At 59.3% G+C, this 16291-nt stretch carries 18 protein-coding genes; 1 reads left to right on the top strand and 17 read right to left on the bottom strand.

The window, feature by feature from the left end; all coding sequences use genetic code 11:
- Window positions 1–76 precede the first annotated feature (76 nt).
- The 15 genes from AC4EYZ_RS14030 to AC4EYZ_RS13960 form a co-directional block, all read right to left on the bottom strand.
- A complete protein-coding gene (locus AC4EYZ_RS14030) occupies window positions 77–541 on the bottom strand; it encodes a hypothetical protein (RefSeq protein WP_027958370.1) in 465 nt (154 codons plus the stop codon).
- A 110-nt stretch (window positions 542–651) separates the two neighbouring features.
- On the bottom strand, window positions 652–1701 hold the full coding sequence (locus tag AC4EYZ_RS14025) for an EscU/YscU/HrcU family type III secretion system export apparatus switch protein (RefSeq protein WP_490203833.1): 1050 nt from the start codon (window positions 1699–1701) through the stop codon (window positions 652–654).
- A 15-nt stretch (window positions 1702–1716) separates the two neighbouring features.
- Window positions 1717–5280, bottom strand: a complete 3564-nt coding sequence (locus AC4EYZ_RS14020; RefSeq protein ID WP_490203832.1) for a hypothetical protein — start codon at window positions 5278–5280, stop codon at window positions 1717–1719.
- Between the two features lie 163 nt (window positions 5281–5443).
- On the bottom strand, window positions 5444–6271 hold the full coding sequence (sctT, locus tag AC4EYZ_RS14015) for a type III secretion system export apparatus subunit SctT (RefSeq protein ID WP_230805860.1): 828 nt from the start codon (window positions 6269–6271) through the stop codon (window positions 5444–5446).
- Between the two features lie 18 nt (window positions 6272–6289).
- Window positions 6290–6559: an EscS/YscS/HrcS family type III secretion system export apparatus protein gene (locus tag AC4EYZ_RS14010; protein ID WP_027958373.1), complete on the bottom strand. Its 270-nt coding sequence runs from the start codon at window positions 6557–6559 to the stop codon at window positions 6290–6292.
- Window position 6560: 1 nt separating this feature from the next.
- Window positions 6561–7220, bottom strand: coding sequence for a type III secretion system export apparatus subunit SctR (gene sctR, locus AC4EYZ_RS14005; RefSeq protein ID WP_041159087.1), 660 nt, complete (start codon window positions 7218–7220; stop codon window positions 6561–6563).
- The gene (gene sctQ / locus AC4EYZ_RS14000) at window positions 7213–8292 is read right to left on the bottom strand and encodes a type III secretion system cytoplasmic ring protein SctQ (protein ID WP_027958375.1); all 1080 of its coding nucleotides are present in this window, start codon (window positions 8290–8292) and stop codon (window positions 7213–7215) included. Before sctQ ends, sctR begins: the two co-directional genes overlap by 8 nt.
- Entirely contained in the window at window positions 8289–8771 is a 483-nt protein-coding gene (locus AC4EYZ_RS13995; protein ID WP_027958376.1) for a hypothetical protein, read from the bottom strand. Before AC4EYZ_RS13995 ends, sctQ begins: the two co-directional genes overlap by 4 nt.
- Entirely contained in the window at window positions 8768–10105 is a 1338-nt protein-coding gene (locus AC4EYZ_RS13990) for a FliI/YscN family ATPase (protein ID WP_490203831.1), read from the bottom strand. Before AC4EYZ_RS13990 ends, AC4EYZ_RS13995 begins: the two co-directional genes overlap by 4 nt.
- Complete coding sequence (sctL, locus tag AC4EYZ_RS13985; protein ID WP_027958378.1) at window positions 10102–10689, bottom strand: type III secretion system stator protein SctL; 588 nt, start codon at window positions 10687–10689, stop codon at window positions 10102–10104. The genes AC4EYZ_RS13990 and sctL overlap by 4 nt, the downstream gene beginning before the upstream one ends.
- Entirely contained in the window at window positions 10686–11357 is a 672-nt protein-coding gene (locus AC4EYZ_RS13980; RefSeq protein ID WP_041159089.1) for a hypothetical protein, read from the bottom strand. The genes sctL and AC4EYZ_RS13980 overlap by 4 nt, the downstream gene beginning before the upstream one ends.
- A gap of 9 nt (window positions 11358–11366) precedes the next feature.
- Entirely contained in the window at window positions 11367–12155 is a 789-nt protein-coding gene (gene sctJ / locus AC4EYZ_RS13975) for a type III secretion system inner membrane ring lipoprotein SctJ (RefSeq protein ID WP_490203830.1), read from the bottom strand.
- Between the two features lie 39 nt (window positions 12156–12194).
- The gene (locus tag AC4EYZ_RS13970; RefSeq protein WP_035537909.1) at window positions 12195–12629 is read right to left on the bottom strand and encodes a hypothetical protein; all 435 of its coding nucleotides are present in this window, start codon (window positions 12627–12629) and stop codon (window positions 12195–12197) included.
- A 77-nt stretch (window positions 12630–12706) separates the two neighbouring features.
- On the bottom strand, window positions 12707–12898 hold the full coding sequence (locus AC4EYZ_RS13965; RefSeq protein ID WP_035537911.1) for a hypothetical protein: 192 nt from the start codon (window positions 12896–12898) through the stop codon (window positions 12707–12709).
- A 34-nt stretch (window positions 12899–12932) separates the two neighbouring features.
- Complete coding sequence (locus AC4EYZ_RS13960) at window positions 12933–13523, bottom strand: hypothetical protein (RefSeq protein WP_051051797.1); 591 nt, start codon at window positions 13521–13523, stop codon at window positions 12933–12935.
- A gap of 166 nt (window positions 13524–13689) precedes the next feature.
- Between AC4EYZ_RS13960 and AC4EYZ_RS13955 the strand changes: the two genes are divergently transcribed.
- The gene (locus AC4EYZ_RS13955; protein ID WP_474192906.1) at window positions 13690–14505 is read left to right on the top strand and encodes a tetratricopeptide repeat protein; all 816 of its coding nucleotides are present in this window, start codon (window positions 13690–13692) and stop codon (window positions 14503–14505) included.
- A 5-nt stretch (window positions 14506–14510) separates the two neighbouring features.
- On the opposite strand, the gene AC4EYZ_RS13950 is transcribed toward AC4EYZ_RS13955, so the two are convergent.
- Together AC4EYZ_RS13950 and AC4EYZ_RS13945 are read right to left on the bottom strand one after the other, a co-directional pair.
- Window positions 14511–14951 carry a hypothetical protein gene (locus AC4EYZ_RS13950; RefSeq protein WP_051051799.1) on the bottom strand — a complete coding sequence of 147 codons (441 nt, stop codon included), beginning with the start codon at window positions 14949–14951 and terminating at the stop codon, window positions 14511–14513.
- A gap of 17 nt (window positions 14952–14968) precedes the next feature.
- Window positions 14969–16264 (bottom strand): type II and III secretion system protein family protein, encoded by a 1296-nt coding sequence (locus tag AC4EYZ_RS13945; RefSeq protein WP_051430492.1) that lies wholly within the window; start codon window positions 16262–16264, stop codon window positions 14969–14971.
- Between the last annotated feature and the right edge of the window lie 27 nt (window positions 16265–16291).

Below are 16291 nucleotides of genomic sequence, written 5' to 3'. Positions count from 1 at the left end.
TATTAGGCCTAGGCCTTTATTATCCGCCACTCGACAAACGATTTAATGCGTCTAGTTGTTCATCGTGCAAGCAAACTCAGTTGCTCGGACGCTGTTTGGTGGCATCCAATCCAGTTTTGCTCTCTGTGGTCAACTTGGTAATTTCTGCAGACTTAGCGATCGCACGATCAAAGACATCCTGCATGTTCGCCATCGCCTCTACCGATGTGCCTTCGAGGCCACCGTCTGCCGCCCACTCGAAATTCCAGACGCCAGAAAGGCCATCTTGACCCTGGACATCATGAGTCTCGATGGCCGTATAAACACTGGTGTGGCGCGTCATATAGGAGGCAGCTGCCGAAACTTCAGCAGGGACACTGCCTGACGAATTGTTGGCAAGCTGAGCGAGCTCATCGGCATTGATCGCCGACTTGCCCTGCTGCTTCAAATAATCCACTAGAACCTGACTGGATTTGGCAATATTCAACTGGTCGTCGAAGGATGAGGTGGAGGTTTTTTGAGTGGGGGCGTTTACGCTTGTAGGTGACACTGTAGTAGACATCGGATATCTCCCAAGCAGAGGTTTGGTTGGACAGCCTGTTTATTGTTGCTCGGTTTAATGTCATTCGTATGAATCATGTGGCATGGCAAACGATTGCAGCCGAGTGATGGCTAAATCAGCTTGGCTGCCACCAGCATATCGGCGACCGCCTGAAAGGTACCATCAGGCACCGGATCGCCATTGCCCGCGCGTTTGGCGATGAGTTCGGCCAGCCTCGGGTCGGCGACTCGCGGGACTCGGCGAGGCGCAGCGCTGGCCAACAAGCTAGCGGCCTGATCGGGTGAGGCCTTGCAGGTCACCAACGGCACTGGCGTTTCGCCGCGAATGTAGCGAATGCCGACCAGCCAACCGTCTGCGGTGCCGATCATCAGCGAGCTGTACTGAACACCGATCTTGGCGTTCAGCTCATGCATTTCGCGCCGCTGTTTACGGCGCGCCTGATTCATCGTCGGATCACCTTCCTGATCCTTGCGCTCACGCTTCTGTTCAGTCTTTGTCATGCGCTGGTCGCGCTCGAATAGCCAGCGTTGGAGCAGCACATCGAAAGCACCAACCAGTAAGAAGGCAATCAGTGCAGTGATGACCAGCGGCTGAAGTAAAGCGAGAAAAGTACCCTGAACGCAGGGGTAGCCGCAGCGTGAGGACTCCATCAGCGACTGTAGGCCCAGGCGATAGACAATCACCAGCGCGACGGCCAATGCCACCATCTTGAACAGTGACTTAAGAAACTCGACCAGCCCGCGTACCGAAAAGATGCGCTTGAACCCCTGAACCGGATCAATATTCTCCGGCTTAGGCTGAACCGGTTCGGTGGAGAATACAAAACCCTGCAATACCACAATGTTGGTCAGCACGATCACCAACAGCGTTAGGCCGACCAGCGGCAGCACCGACAGCAGCAGTACTTCGCCTGCCTGGGTCATCAACTGTGGCCACAGCGTATCGAACGGCTCGGTATAGAGTCGCGCGGTTGAGTCGATCAACCCCTGCACGCGGGCAATGATGTCATTCACGCTGATAGCGATATAAAGCGTGCAGGCCAACATCACCATCGCGGTGACCAGGTCAGCACTCTTGGCGACCTGGCCTTTCTTGCGCGCATCGCGAAGTTTTTTCGACGATGGCGGCAGCGATTTCTCTTCAGAGGGCTGTTGGCTCATGCCGCTGCTGTGACCCTATGAACCTACTGTCGAGCCTTTATCCATTTGCGTATCGAGATTGTTGCCATCACCTGCATAATCTTCGTGCTCGAAATCGTCCCAGGTCGAGTTAGGTAGATGGCCCTCCTCTACGTAGAACTCATACTCGTCGCTGCGGTAGTCGAAAATGCTCTCGTCGTCCGGCGCATCGCGCTGACCGTAGCTCCGGACGTACGCTTCGAGAAACTCATAACGGGTCAGGCCGTCTTCGGTCAGTAGGCCATCCTCATCTAGCGACGAGAAAAGCTCCTTGAGGTCAGCCTTATGCCCCTCCAGTGCGTTGGTGCGCTTGATATCCTGGACAATAGTGAATGGCAGCGTCGCCACCGTCAGACCGGCGGATATCCAGAACAGCGGTCCGGTGGCGGCGCGAGCGACGGCAATGCCCTTGAGCGCCGCCAGCGATGACGCTCCACCGGCAAGGCCGAAGGCACCCGCCGCGACAGTGACGGCGCCCTGACCGATGGTAGCGCCGTCGCCGCTGTCCACGCCGCGCTTGATCATCAGCCCACCGAGGGCAATGTCCAGCGCACCAGTGGCGGAGTTGGCAGCACCATCCAGCACACGCAGGAAGGAACTGATGGTGCGGGTCGTCGTCGTGGCTTTGGGCAGGGATGGATTCTTGGCGTATCCGTCCTCGATACCCTGCACGATCTTGCCCGTATCGGACTCGCTAATATCCAGCATTTGGCTCAGCTTTTCGCGATCTCCGACGGGGGCGTCGTCAATGATCTGCTCGATATTCTCGACGAACTTGAGGCCTTGACCCTCATTAAAGGGGCCACCGCTGGCAGTGTCATTGCCCCATATCTGCGGCAGCGTCTTGTCGAGCCCCAGCATGGCATTGACGTTGGTGCCCTTGGCCTTGTCCCAGATATTGCTGCCGAGGTTGACGAAGTGCTGACTGGCGCCCAGAAAGCTGATGAACTCCTTGGCAACGGCCATTCGCGCCTCGTGGCTGTCCGCCAGCTTACTGGCGCCGCCTGCGAGCTGATAGATGCCCGAGGCGAGCGAGATCAGCCCGCCGGTCGAGCCCAGTGCGCCGTTGCTGTTGAGCGTGCCAATCAGCGCCATCATGCCGCCGTTGGTCTGCTCGTTGAGCGCCTTGTAGACACCGTTCTTCAGCAGGCCGTCGATATCCGACTGGGTGATCGAACCATTTTTCTGGAAGCGATCCCCGAGCTCCTGTAGCGCCTTACCGAAGTTCTTAGCAGTTTGCTTATCGTCGAGAAACTCGTTAACAAACTTGTCAATCGTCTCCGCCGTGCGCCGCGGAATATCGACACCGGCACGCTTAAGCGCGGTCAATACCATCTTGACCACATCCTGCGTGGCCGTCGCGGTGTTGGCATCATTGATTTGATCAGGATTGGCGATCAGATCATCAAGATCGGTGATCATCGAGTCGAGCTGCAGGCTCTGGGCGAACTCGGCTGCCTTGTCGCTCTCTTCCGTTGCCGGGAACAGCGCCGAAAGTGCATTGTAGGTTCGCGAGATATCCTGCTCGGCGAGTTCCCCCTGACCGCTCTCGCGCAGGTCGTTGATGTAGTTGATGTACTCCTCGCTGAAGGCGGTCTCCTCCAGTTGCGAAGCGATCGCGTCCTTGTTGGCGACTTTGTCGATCGCGTCTGCCTGGGTCGCCTGGTAATCCTCCTGCACCGCCTCGGAGGCGAATAGCTCGCCGAGGCTTTCATCGAGCTTCTCACCGTCGATGATGGATGAGAGATCCTCGCCGGTGACGTTGTCAAGACTCAAGCCTTCCGACATATCGAGACCGACCAGATCCAGGCCGTTTTCAAGCGCGCCCTGGGCTCGCAGCGCACGGTAGAACTGGGCGCGCTCATCGTTTTTATCGATACTGCCGTCCTCAATCCCCGTCTTCCACTCTTCGATCAGGTTCTGCCAGGTCAGCTCGCTGACGGTCAGCTTGCGTGAGCTGTCGTCCGGATCGGTCTCGCTGGTTTCCATCGACTGAATATCGACATCGCTGAAGGCCGGTAGATCATGATCGCGCCGGGCTGTGTCCAGCTCCGCATTGTCGGCGAGACGCTGGGTGTTGGTCTCCCCACCGTGCCTCGACCAATAACCGTCGAAGATATTCTGAACCGCCTTGCCGTCGTCTCCGGCAGCGTGCCTGATCCGCTCGCGCAGGTCATCGTTAACCTGGGCAGTGGCGTCCTCGAGGGAGGCACCGTCGCTCATCTTGCTGTCGATCAGGTTCTGATAGAGCTGCGACAACGTTTCGGAGCTTTCGATATGCAGAATCTGGCGCGACCCCGTCAGCGTGCTGCCCGCCAAGCCAGAGGCCAGTGCGTTGAGGTTATCCTCATAACTCGGGTTATCCGTCACGGTGGTGTCGGCGAGAAAGTCGTCGTAGGCCTCGAAGCCAGCGGAGGTGGCAGCATCCTTGCCACCATGACGCTCCCAGTAACCATTGAGCACATCGAGCCCGTCCTTGCTGTCCTTATCAGCATCGGTCAGCGCGTTGCCGGTACGGTCAAAGAGGGCATCCTTGGCATCGTCGATGGCTGCCTGTAGATCCGGGGCATCGCCGCGCTCACGCTGCTGGTTGAGCTGGTACTCCACAAGTTGGCTGAACTGATCGCTGGCGTCTCCTGTCAGCGGTCGCACCTTGCGGTTGTCGATGTCGATGCCTTCAGCCATATCGCTGGCGAGCGAATCCAGGGTATCGTCGTAGGCGATGTCATCTTCGTCGCGATTGGTCAGGTAAGTCTCTTCGGCCAGCGCCTTCGTATCCTCTTCACCACCGTGACGTTTGAAGTAGCCGTCGAAGACATTGACTACACTCTTGCCGCCAGCGTTTTCGAGACGGTCACGCAGTTCATCATTGACCTCGCTCAGCGCTTCCTCAGTAGTGGCACCTTCATCCAGTTTGCTCTTGATCAGATTCTTATAGAGCTGGGACAGTGTATCGGAGGAGTCAAGGTGCAATATCTTGCGTTGATCGGTCAGCGTGCCGCCGGCTAACCCGGAAGCGAGAGCGTTGAGGTTATCTTCGTAGCTAGGGTTGTCGGTCAGCGTGGTATCGGCCAGAAAGTCATCATAGGCGTCATAGCCCGCGTTGATCGCAGCCTCTTCACCACCATGGCGCTTCCAGTAACCCTCGAAGACATCGAGGCCCTTGTCGGCGTTTCGATCTGCGTTGTCCAGGGCATGCCCGATGCGGTCAAACAGCGCGTCCTTGGCACTGTCGATCGCCTTGGACAGATCAGCGCTTTTGCCATCGGCGCGCTGCGCATTGAGCTCGGCGGTGACCAGCGCCTCGAACTTATCCGCAGCGTCTCCCTTCAGGGCGGACACCTTGCGGTTGTCGATATCGATGCCATCCGCCATATCCACTGCCAGTGAATTCAGCGTGTCCTCATAATCCTGGCTGCCCGGCATCAACGGCGTTTTGCCCGCTTCCACAGTATCTTTGCCCGCTTCCGCCTTTTTTGCCAGGTCGAGGACAAAGCCAAAATTTCCAAAGGCGCTGGTCAACGGTGTTGCTTTGGGGTTGGTTTTTGGGTCGACACGCATCGAATACTCCTCCACGGTTAGCGCAAGCTGATGGGGCAGGCAACGAGAAGCCCAATTTCACTGACGGAAAACCAGTCTGAAGAGACTGCGTGACACTCTAATGGCAACTTTGTGATGCTGCTTTGATACCCTCTTTTCAAAGTACCCCGCGTCCCCCCTGCTGTTACCGCGTTCCCCCCATAGCGCCCAATATAGCTTCTAGGCGTTCCATATAGAGATTGGCTGCATCGAGGTGCTCCAGCATAAAGGGGATCAGGAAAATGACGTAGACCAGCATCAAGAATGCAAACAACAGGTTCTTGATAGGGAGTGACAGGTCAAAGACGTGTAGGTTGGGCGCCATACGCGCGAGGTAGGCGAGCATCAAATCTGCGACCAGAAGCGCGATGACCAGCGGCGCTATCATCAACACACCAATCTGCATCACCTGGTCGAGCAGGCCAAGTAGCGCCATCGCCGATGCTTTGGTCATGAGTGGCGTGAAATTCACCGCCGGCCACAACGAGTAGCTGCGATAAAAGCCATCAAGTAGCAGCATGAAGCCGCCGGTAATGAAGAACAGCGCCAGCAAAGTCACGGTCAGCAACGTGGCGGTAACGCCGGATTCAGTCGAGCCCATGGGATCGAGTATCTGCGCCATGGTTGAGCCGCGCTGTAAATCGATCAGTTCGCCAGCTACTTCCGCGGCCCAGAACGGAACACCAAAGACCAGCCCGATGACGACGCCAATCAGCAACTCCTTGATGACCATGCCGGTAAGGGTGAAGCTTGATAGCTGTTCAGCATTCACCATGGCATCGAATAACGGCACCATCAGCGGAATCGAGATCGTCACCGCCACTGCCGAACGGATCATGCCGGTCAGCCCCAGGCGATTAAACGCTGGCGTGACCAGCACCATGCCTAGCGCCCGTGCCACGCCGACCGCTGCCGCCGCGATCATTGGATAGGCGAAATCGGTTAGGAAGCGGGCGAAGTCGTCGTAATGCATAAGCGACGCCGGCCCGGCTCAACGAGACCAGGCTGGAAAGTTGTTCAACACCTGATCGGTGATGTTGACGACGGGCCCGGCCAGTAGCGGCCCGGCGATGATCAGCACCAGCAGTACGGCAACCAGCTTGACGGCTTGCGGCAGTGTCTGATCCTGAATCTGCGTCAACGCCTGCAGTAGACCGACCCCGAACCCGACCATAATCGCCACCAGTAGCGCCGGCGCCGACACCAGTAGCGCCGTCCACAGCGCGTTCTGCATCAGTGAGAGAAAGATATCGTCGTTCATCTCAGCCTCCACCATAGCTAAGAATCAAGCCGTGCATTAGCCGTGACCAGCCGTCCACGGCAACGAACAGAAATATCTTGAGAGGAGTTGATATTAACGTGGGTGAGACCATCATCATGCCCATTGCCATCAGCACATTGGAGACGATCAAGTCGATCACCAGAAACGGGATATAGAGCAAAAAACCGATCTCGAAAGCACGGGTCAACTCCGAGCTCACGAAGGCAGGAATAAGCACCACTAAGTCGTCGTCCTGAAGGTCGCTGCGGGCTTCCTCCGACCATAGCGTACGGGTCGCATCAATGAAAAAAGCCCGCTCGCGTTCGCTGGCATAGCGAGAAAGGTAATCCTGCAAGGGCCCACGCAGCGCCTCGCCGGTTTGTTTGATCTCCTCGACACTGCCCATCCCTGCGGGTCGCTGCTCGAACTGATGAAGCATATCGCCGACCAGCGGCGTGGTGATGTAGACGGTAAGAATCAAGGCAATGCCATAGAGCACCAGGTTAGGCGGCGTCTGCTGCACGCCGAGGGCGTTACGGATCAAGAACAGCACCACGGCAATTTTGAGAAAGCCCGTCATGGTCACCACCGCCAATGGCACCAGGCCGATGGTCGCAACGACAATGATGATGGCGATCAAGTTAGGCTGAAATTCACTCATCCCCGGCGTGCCCTTCATCGAGCGCGAGCCTCTCGATCTGCACCCCGATGCTGTCACCGATCATCACCAGGCGGCCATGCCCCATGCAGCGGCCGTTGACGATTAGGTCAACCGCCTGCTCAGGTCGACGCTGCATCGGCAGTACGCTGCCTTCGCCCAACGCGCGCAGCTCGCCGAGCGACATCTCCAGTTTGCCCATTTCACAAGTCAGGCGGACGGGCAGATCATCCAGGTTTGGGTTATCCACGGGGGGTTCGCTCATGAGGTTCTCGAATGGTGGGTTCGACGCTTGGGAAGAGGTAAGAGAGGTCAGCGGGCCTTTAAGGCACACGCTATCGGCGCTTAAGCTGACGCCGACGCTAAACCGGTCGCCAACGTTCAACGTTGCGCCATTGGGATCGTCGCTAGTGGCGAATGACTCGAGCATAACCACATCGCCTGGGCGAAGGCTGCGCCACTCCCCCAGGGTCAATGTCTGGGCTCCGGCCATTAGGCTCAACATCACCATTACGCTGCTCGCCATCGCGGGCTGCGTGGGGAAATAGCGATCAAACAGGGGCAGCAAGTGTTTGGCAGTAGCGGCCGAGAGCCCCACACGCAGCGGATGAACATCGCCGTCGAGCTCGAAGGCCAGAGTGATGTGGATCGGGTTTGCCGTTCGCCCATGCAGGTCGGCGGGCTGCACACGGATATCGACACCCAGTGTCGCCTCCAGCGGTTCAAGCCACGCCAACCACACCGCCTCCAGCCACATCGCGGCCAGCTCCGCATCGACGTCCTCCATAGAGCGCCTGCGATCAGGGTGCTCACTGAGATGGTCGAATGTCCGCCAACTGGCGCTCAAGGCCAGTTGCTCGTTGCCGAGGCATACCGCGACGGTCATGTCAGCGGTGACCTCCGCCGCTTCCGGCATCAGGTACAAGCTGGCAGAACGCCCATGCCAACCGAAAGTCAGCGGCTGTCGAGAACGATGCAGCGCGTTATGCAGGGTTAGCGTTTCGGCATCATAGTGCGTCAGGGTTAGCGGCACTGGCGTCACTTCCGCGCGAACGGTTGAGCTGAAGGCAGTCATACTTCACCTGCCCGGCCGATCCGGCTCTCTTCCATCTCCAGTTCGGCCAGATGCTCGGCCTTGACCGCCCGCGCCTGCCCCTGACAAGTCTGGAGTTGCTCCAGCGCACGCTGGGCGCGTAACCGGTACGCCCATTCCGTAGCGCGGTATTCGCGCTCTCGCTCAGCGGCCCGCAGGGTCTGGATGCTGCTTGCCTGCTGCTCAAGCAATGCCTCCTGGTGGGCGGCATCGTCGGCAAGTGTTTGCTGCCAACCGGCCAGATCCTCGGCGTTCAGCGGTCGTTGTTCACCCTGTTCGAACAGCGCCTGCTCGCGCTGAACTGCTTGGTATTGGTGGTGCTCCAGGGCCTGCCCGAGTGTCTGGCAGTGAGCCTCGAACTCCCGACAGTTGCGTTGCTCTGCCGCCAGGGCTTCCTCGGCGAGACGCGTACGCTGGCGCCGAAGCTGCATCAGCCGGTCAAGCTGACGTTGCGACGTCATTGGACGACCTCCCTTAACTGTTTCAAGGTGTCTTCAAAGGCGCTGTGGTCGTCACGGGATTGGCGTAGGAACGCCTCAACCTCAGCACGTTTATGAATCGCCTCATCCGTGGCGGCGTCGCTACCTTCCCGGTACTCGCCCACTTGCAGTAGCAGCTCGACATCGCGATAACGCGCCATCAACTCACGCATTTTGCCGGCATCACGGCGATGCTCGGCGTTGGCAACGTTTTCCATCAAGCGGCTGCGGCTGGCGAGGATATCAATGGCTGGAAAGTGGTCACGGCGGGCGAGATCGGCGCTCAGAACGATGTGACCGTCAAGAATGGCCCGGGCCTCCTCGGCCACCGGATCCAGCATGCCATCGCCCTCGGTCAATACCGTATAGATTGCCGTAATGGTGCCTCCCGACGCGCCACCGGGCCCGGCGCGTTCGAGTAAACGGGGCAGCGCCGCAAACAGTGAAGGCGGGTAACCACGACGCGTCGGCGGTTCACCGGCAGCCAGTCCGATCTCGCGCTGGGCGCGGGCGAAGCGGGTAAGACTGTCGACCAACAACAGCACATCGCGCCCCTGATCACGGAAATACTCCGCCACGCTGGTCGCCACCATGGCAGCACGGGCGCGCTCGATCGCCGGTCGATCAGACGTGGACACGACGCATACCGTGCGCTGGCGCGCGTCGGCACCCAGCTGCACATCAAGCAACTCGCGGACTTCCCGACCGCGCTCGCCCACCAGCCCCAGTACCACGATCTCTGCACTACTGCCACGGACGATGGCCGAAAGTAGTGATGACTTACCGACGCCGGCTTCGCCAAACAGTCCGACGCGCTGGCCGCGGGCAACGGTATTGAGACCATCGATAGCACGTACCCCGAGTGCCAGCGGCTGCTCAATCAACTGGCGGGACAGCGGCGCGGGGGGCTCGGCATGGACGGGGTAATGGCGCAGTGAGCCGGGCGCTGGTGCAGCGCGACCATCAAGCCAGTCGCCGAGCGGACTGATGACGCGACCGAGCAGGGCATCACCCACGGCCACACCCTGGGCACTGCCAGTGGCAATTACTTCACTGCGGGTCGACAACCCCTGGAGCTCGCCAATCGGCGAGAGCACGACGTTCTCCTCTTCGAAGCCGATCACCTCCGCGGCGACACGGCGACCGCTGACGGGATCGCGCAGGTAGCAAATCTCGCCAATGCCAGCACCTTCGAGGCTAGCGTAAACCAACAAACCGCGAATGCGGCGTACCCGGCCATTGACGGGGCGAGTTTGGGCTAGGGCAAAACGTTCGCCGAGCCGCGGCAGCAGATCCCCGAACGCATTCGCGCTCATGCACCCTCCCAATCATCCCGCAAGGCACGCCGCAGTGCCTCGAGCTGCGCTTCCAGGCCGATGTCCATAACCGCGATGGGGCTCACCAGCAAACACTGACCTGGCGCCAATTGAGCGTCGGCCTCGACCTGATAGTCAGTCGTCGCGGGCGAATACGCGGCGAGAGACTCGGCGACTCGCGCCTCTAGCGGCGGTGCAACACGAATACGGATAAGGTGTTCATGGCGCCACTCGCTCAGGGCATGGCGTACGCAGCGAGTGATGAGTTCTACATCGTCGAACTCGCCGAGAATACGCCGTACCAGAGTCAGCGACAGTTCGGCTAGCTCGGGGCCGAGCCCGTCGAGATAACGTTTGACGTCACGCTGGGTGCTGGCCAGCAGCTCAGCGGCGCGGGCTTCACCATCGCGGCGACCGGCTTCGAAGCCTTCGGCATGGCCCTCTTCGCGGGCACGAAGAATGAGGGTTTCTTGTTCATCGGCTCGCTGACGCGCCCGCTCGAGAAAAGCGTAGCCATCGACCCAAGCGTTGGCCTCCTCTGCGCGCAGGATGATCTTCCCAGGGCGGGGTGGCAGTGAACTCATATCCCTGCTCGCTCTTCATCGTCGGCTTGGAAGAGGCCGTGTGTAGCGGCCAAGCGGGCAATATCAACAGCAGCGGCGTCCGCCACGATCGTTTCAGGCAACTCGAACTGGTCAGCCCAACCCAACCTTAGCCAGTCTCGAAGTTCCACCGTTTGCGCTTGCCACCATCGCTCCAGGCAGCGTCGACCATCGTTCTCGACGGCGGCCTCCAGCGCGTCGAGATCATCCTCAGCGCAGGCTTCGGTACTGGCGTGGTCACGGTGGGTAAGCGCCAGGGAATAGAGCTCAGCGCCGAAACGCTGTTTGAGTGCCGCAACTCGCGGTGCATGAATTTCGCGTACAAAGGCATTGGCGTGAATGATCACTCCAGCGGCACGGGCGCAGGCGGTAAAATCATCGCTGTCCAGTTGGCATAGCACCTGGTCGGCGGCATCCATTAGCGGCTGTTCCGCGATAGAGGTGAGTTGATGACGGCGCTGCAGGCGGGCAAGCAAGCGCTGGCGAAAGCGCGGCTGAGTGCACCAACGGCGCAGCACCGCGTCGGCGGCAATGCCGTCCAGGCAGTCAACCCAGTGGTCGAGAGCAACCCGTACCGGTGGTTCGATATCAGTCTCGATATCAGAGCCCGGTGCGGTCGATTCGCTAGCACGTTTAGAGGCACTATTCATGGAGCTGTCTCATGGCGCTGTCGTCAATGAATAGGGACGCTGGCGACGCTGACGCCAGACCAACCAGCACACCGCACCGGCAAGTCCGATCACCGCAACGCTCAGCAGACCGATGATCCAGCCGATACGGGAAACGCTGGACGCTGGCATCGCGACACCCAGAAATGAGCCCATCATCGGCTGCAGCAGCGTGTCCATTTCCTCGGGAATAGCAGAGACGACGGGCACCACCGAGACCTTGTCGTAGGAGAGGCCAGCAATACCATTGGCTACCAGCGTCTTGATCTGTGGAATCAGGGGGGCGATCTCAAGCGATGGAATGTAGCGCACGAAGACCGAGGCCGAAGACGGAGTACTGTTCTGCTGCAGCAAATCATTGTCCGGCAGCACAACATGAACCCGCGCCGAGAGTACGCCGTCGATCTGCGACACGGTGTGCGAGAGCTCCTGGCTCAACGCAAAGATCATCTGAGCGCGTTCCTGCACAGGAGACGACACCAGCCCGTTACCCTGGAAAATATCGCCCATATTGGCGAATTTCTGTTCCGGCAGCCCGGCACGATCGAGTATCTCTACCGCCTCGGCGAAGCGCTCCTCACTGACCGTGACGGTCATTTGGCCTTCGTCCTGTGCCTGACGTGCGGCAGGTATGCCGTTGCGGGCCAGCGTTGCCACGATGATATTCGCCTCGCGCTCGTCGAGGTTAGTGTAGAGATCGGTGTCGCAGGCCTGAAGCAGCAGCGCCATTACCAGAAACACCATGCCCCGCAGGGCGTTACGCCACCTGCGTTGTGACACTTGCTGCTTGCCGTCGAATTGTTTATTAAAGTGCAAGTGTCATTGGCCTTTTAGCAAGGTATTCGCCGACCCCGAAACCTGAGTGGCGCCGCGAACGATCATGGTGGTTTCGATGGAGTGATCAAAAACACGCCCCAGCGATTCGACGACTTGCGCCAGCTTGTCATCCCCCAAGGCGGGTGGCGTGTCGCCAGCGTCGGGCACGCTCTGGGGCATCACCTGAGCTAAACGATCAGGTGTTTGCACATCGGGAGTCTTAGCCTGCTGAGCGAAGTTATTGACTCGGTCAATAAAGCCATCAAGGTTGTTGAGCAGACTTGACCCCAGCTCACTGGGGCTGGCCCCCGATAAAGATGAACCGGCTTGCTGTGTCATATGTTCGAAAATATTCTGTGATGCCAACGTATCGGCGCTAACCTCTGGCATGGGTGTCGGAGTTAGCGCACCGCTGCCCGGTGGTGTCACGGGAGTCATCATTCACCTCGTCGGAATAGCCCGTCGCATAGAATGAGAAAGGCGCGAACACCGCGGTTGGGGTCGCGCCCTCGTCATTACTCGTCGGACTGTGCTTCCTTGAGAATATTGTTCATCATCGGCATCAGAATCATCTGCCCGCCGACCTTGACCATTCCCTCTACCATTGTTTCCTGCAGCTTCGCGTTATCGACGGCGTCGTCGAAAGCCTGGGAATCGGGGAGCGACTCTGTTGCCGGGTTACTACTGCTTACGGGATCGATAGCCATGGACTGCCTCCTGTGGGTTTCATCGCTTGCTCACTCACGAGCCAGGCGGCTGGGCCACACTGCCTCGAAAGACCTTAACTTCAGCGGGGATCGACGGCGCACTCGGCTGGCGCAACGCTTCGACCCGTTGGGCTATGTCCGCTATCCAGGCGGGTGGCCCCATCACTTCAAGACTGTCGTGCTCTGCATTAATCATTGCGCTCAACGGCTTGCCGACCTGTGCCTGGGTAATCTCCGCGCGCAGGCGTGGTACATCGACATCCGTGAGTTCAAACCTCCGGCGGCTCAGCTCCTGTCGGGCGGCGACATGCAGTACGTAGCCATCGTAAAACCATCCCAGGCCATTGGATTCGCAGACCTGTTCGAGGAACTCGCCAGCGGTGCTGGCGCGGATATCACCACGCACCTCGCCATCCACCGCGTCGCTGACCTCAACGGGCAGGGACAGGTTGCGACCAAACTCCTGCAACACATCACGCACGCTTTGCTCAATAACAATGTAGCGATATTCACGATCCGCCCAAGGCGCCTCGGCGGCCAGCGTGGGGCTGTCTGGCAAACAACAACCAAGCACCAGCATCACAAGATGGCCCAGCCAGGGGTGCTTCCACCTATCTGCCATCATCCTACCCACCCCCCGATGACAGTTGAGTGACCGGCAATCTGTCTTTTTGAGTTTTTGCCCTTCTGGGGTAAACACGCATCACGCTTCATCCATATCCCTGCTGCCCCAAGCCTGGTTTCTCCGGTACACTGATTTTCATTTCCTAACCCTCTGGACTGAGTCACGGATGAAGGAATTTTGTACGTTTTTGCCCAGCATGAGCCGACCTGCGTTCGTCGCCGGGCCAAGCCTGATACTGAGCCTGCTACTGTCAGCCTGCGCTGCGACGCCTGTCGAGATCGATGAAGGTCGCCTGCTAAACTTGGCCAAAGATGTCGATCAGCAAGGCGACCATGCGACCGCCGCCGCGATGTACGAGCGCGCCCTGGAGCAGAACGGCCCCTCCGCAGATATTCAGGTTCGCCTGGGCAATGCACTGCTTGCCAGTGGCGAGCCCCAGGCAGCCGCTGAGGCGTTTCGTGCCGCGCTTGCCGAAGACATCCACTTCACGCCAGCATTACTCGGCCTCGGGACGGCCCAACTGCGCCTAGGTCAACCGGAAAGCGCCCTGCGCAACCTTTCCCTGGCGGCGCCCGAATTGGACAGCGTGGCAGCCTGGAGCCGTCTTGGCGCCGCCCAAGCGCTGGCCGGTCAGCCCGCCCGAGCGGCCAGTGCGTTTGCTAACGCCGTAGCGCTCGAGCCGCGTGATCTCGATGCTCAGGCCAACCTGGCGCTAGCCGAAGCGTTAGCCGGTGAAAATACCCAGGCCATCGCGAACATGCAGCGCATTACGGACTCCCCGCTGGCAGAGGAACGCCATTTCCGCAACCTGATTCTTGTGCTGGTACTGGCCGGGCGTAGCGATGAGGCACAGCAAGTCGATATCCCCGACCTATCAGCGGCCAACCGCCTTTCCCTGATAGCCAGTGCCGAGCACATAGCAACGCTGCCCGATGCCGCCGCTCGCGCCCGGGCACTCGGGTTGGCATCAGCCTCTAACTAATACCGTCACAGATCACTGGTAGTGGCGTTGGTGCCCATGGCATTGCGCGCTTCCTGCTCCAATAGCGAACGACGCTGGTTGGCACGTTCGCGGCCGTTTAGATACTCATTCGCGGCATCTGCTACCGGCGCGCCCATGGCGGGCCCCATTGCTCTTCCCCTTACCAAATCTTGTGGCTCAACGATCATCTGCTGCAGATTGAAGTCGTTGGCGCAGCCGGGTGGCAGCCCGACTCGCTCTGCATCGTCAGGCCCAGCCTGGCAGAGACGCGGCATGATCGTTGCTTCATGGGGGGCGTTAGTCGCCGCGGCAGTCGTCACTTGACGGTACCCGGTATCCCAGCCCATCGGCCCCATCGAGGACTGGCAGCCGGCCAGCAGCAACGCCACCAAACAGAGCCCAAGGCGTGAAGCCGTACGCGTCCAATAGGTAAATAGCTGCGACATGCAAACGTTGCCTCTACTCATTGCAGATAGAATCCGAATGGGTCATCTTCGAGTTGGGGATTACGGCTGACCTGTGCCCGATCCAGCGGCATTCTGGGTACCGGCGCGGAGGATGGCGCCACCAGATAGGGGGTGATCAGGATGACCAGCTCGGTCTCGTTACGCTGAAAACGTCGTGATCGAAATAGATTGCCCAGAATCGGCATATCACCGAGGAGCGGGATTCGTTCGATCTGGTTGCTCGCCTGGCGTTGAAACAGGCCGGCGATAGCAAAGGTCTGCCCGCTACCCACCTCGACTACGGTATCGGCGCGCCGAACTTGAAGCGACGGAACGTCATAGCCACCAATACGGACACTATCGCTGGCAATGCTGCTGACTTCGGGGCGGACTTCCATCGAGATGCGGCCGTTAGGCAGTAGCGTTGGCGTGCTCAGCAGCGAGACACCGAACTGTTTGTACTCGATACCCACCAGTTCGCTGTTAACCGGTACCGGTATAGGAATCTCGCCGCCAGCAAGGAAGCTCGCCGTCTGCCCTGAGACGGTGGTGATGTTGGGTTCGGCGAGGATCTGCAGCAGATTGTTCTGCTGTAGCGCCTGGAGTAAACCGTCGATGCTATCGGTACCCCCACCGATAGGATTGGGGGCGATATTGCTGGTGAGCACACCGAAAGAGAACGAGCCGTTGTTGATCAGCGTATTCCAACTGACTCCATAGCTGAGCAGTTCATCCCGGGCGACTTCGGCGAAGCGCACCCGAATGTTGATCTGAGTGGCGCCGTCGTAAGTCGAGCGATTGATGCTACCGCCGGCCGGCGCCTGGGCATCAAGGGTCGATTGCGTGGCCATGGCGCTCTCGACCGTGGGGCTGCTGCCCTCGGCCACCAGTTGGTTGCCCGCCATACGCAAGTGGATCTGGCTGTCACCGTCGATATCCCGTAGCGCCTGAGAAGCCAACGCACTATCGTTTCGAATCTGCAGCCGCAACGAGGCTTGGCTCTGCTCGTCGGCCCCCAGCGCGATAAGGTTGGTGTCACCGGCCTGTTTGCCGAAGAGATAGATGACGCCGGAAGAAACCACCTGCACATCGGCAACTTCAGGGTTAGCGACGAACACCGACGCAACGTCCTGGTCGAAGCGCAGGATACGCCCCTGCCCGGTCTCCAGCGTCATCGCACCTCCGGAAGCGTCCACGGAAACATCAGCGCTGGCAGTAATTACCGCGAACCACAGCAGTAACGCCCATACCCAAAGCGTCGAATTCCGGACAGCCTGGGGAGGGTTTCTATCGGCGGGTTTTATGCTGATCACGGTTGTTCTTCATCCCTGTTGTAGCGA

The sequence above is a fragment of the Vreelandella sp. 162(4c) genome (genome assembly GCF_058152265.1).
Note: the sequence above shows the minus strand (reverse complement) of the source record. Positions and strands in the feature narration are given on the sequence as shown.

What these genes read in the sequence shown, in the direction of transcription:
- sctR (WP_041159087.1), bottom strand. Translation starts at nt 7,220, where the DNA reads ATGAGTGAATTTCAGCCTAACTTGATCGCCATCATCATTGTCGTTGCG.
- AC4EYZ_RS14020 (WP_490203832.1), bottom strand. Translation starts at nt 5,280, where the DNA reads ATGCGTGTCGACCCAAAAACCAACCCCAAAGCAACACCGTTGACCAGC.
- AC4EYZ_RS13995 (WP_027958376.1), bottom strand. Translation starts at nt 8,771, where the DNA reads ATGACGTCGCAACGTCAGCTTGACCGGCTGATGCAGCTTCGGCGCCAG.
- AC4EYZ_RS14030 (WP_027958370.1), bottom strand. Translation starts at nt 541, where the DNA reads ATGTCTACTACAGTGTCACCTACAAGCGTAAACGCCCCCACTCAAAAA.
- sctQ (WP_027958375.1), bottom strand. Translation starts at nt 8,292, where the DNA reads ATGACTGCCTTCAGCTCAACCGTTCGCGCGGAAGTGACGCCAGTGCCG.
- AC4EYZ_RS14010 (WP_027958373.1), bottom strand. Translation starts at nt 6,559, where the DNA reads ATGAACGACGATATCTTTCTCTCACTGATGCAGAACGCGCTGTGGACG.
- AC4EYZ_RS13965 (WP_035537911.1), bottom strand. Translation starts at nt 12,898, where the DNA reads ATGGCTATCGATCCCGTAAGCAGTAGTAACCCGGCAACAGAGTCGCTC.
- AC4EYZ_RS13980 (WP_041159089.1), bottom strand. Translation starts at nt 11,357, where the DNA reads ATGAATAGTGCCTCTAAACGTGCTAGCGAATCGACCGCACCGGGCTCT.
- AC4EYZ_RS14025 (WP_490203833.1), bottom strand. Translation starts at nt 1,701, where the DNA reads ATGAGCCAACAGCCCTCTGAAGAGAAATCGCTGCCGCCATCGTCGAAA.
- sctT (WP_230805860.1), bottom strand. Translation starts at nt 6,271, where the DNA reads ATGCATTACGACGACTTCGCCCGCTTCCTAACCGATTTCGCCTATCCA.
- AC4EYZ_RS13960 (WP_051051797.1), bottom strand. Translation starts at nt 13,523, where the DNA reads ATGATGGCAGATAGGTGGAAGCACCCCTGGCTGGGCCATCTTGTGATG.
- AC4EYZ_RS13950 (WP_051051799.1), bottom strand. Translation starts at nt 14,951, where the DNA reads ATGTCGCAGCTATTTACCTATTGGACGCGTACGGCTTCACGCCTTGGG.
- sctL (WP_027958378.1), bottom strand. Translation starts at nt 10,689, where the DNA reads ATGAGTTCACTGCCACCCCGCCCTGGGAAGATCATCCTGCGCGCAGAG.
- AC4EYZ_RS13955 (WP_474192906.1), top strand. Translation starts at nt 13,690, where the DNA reads ATGAAGGAATTTTGTACGTTTTTGCCCAGCATGAGCCGACCTGCGTTC.
- AC4EYZ_RS13990 (WP_490203831.1), bottom strand. Translation starts at nt 10,105, where the DNA reads ATGAGCGCGAATGCGTTCGGGGATCTGCTGCCGCGGCTCGGCGAACGT.
- AC4EYZ_RS13970 (WP_035537909.1), bottom strand. Translation starts at nt 12,629, where the DNA reads ATGACTCCCGTGACACCACCGGGCAGCGGTGCGCTAACTCCGACACCC.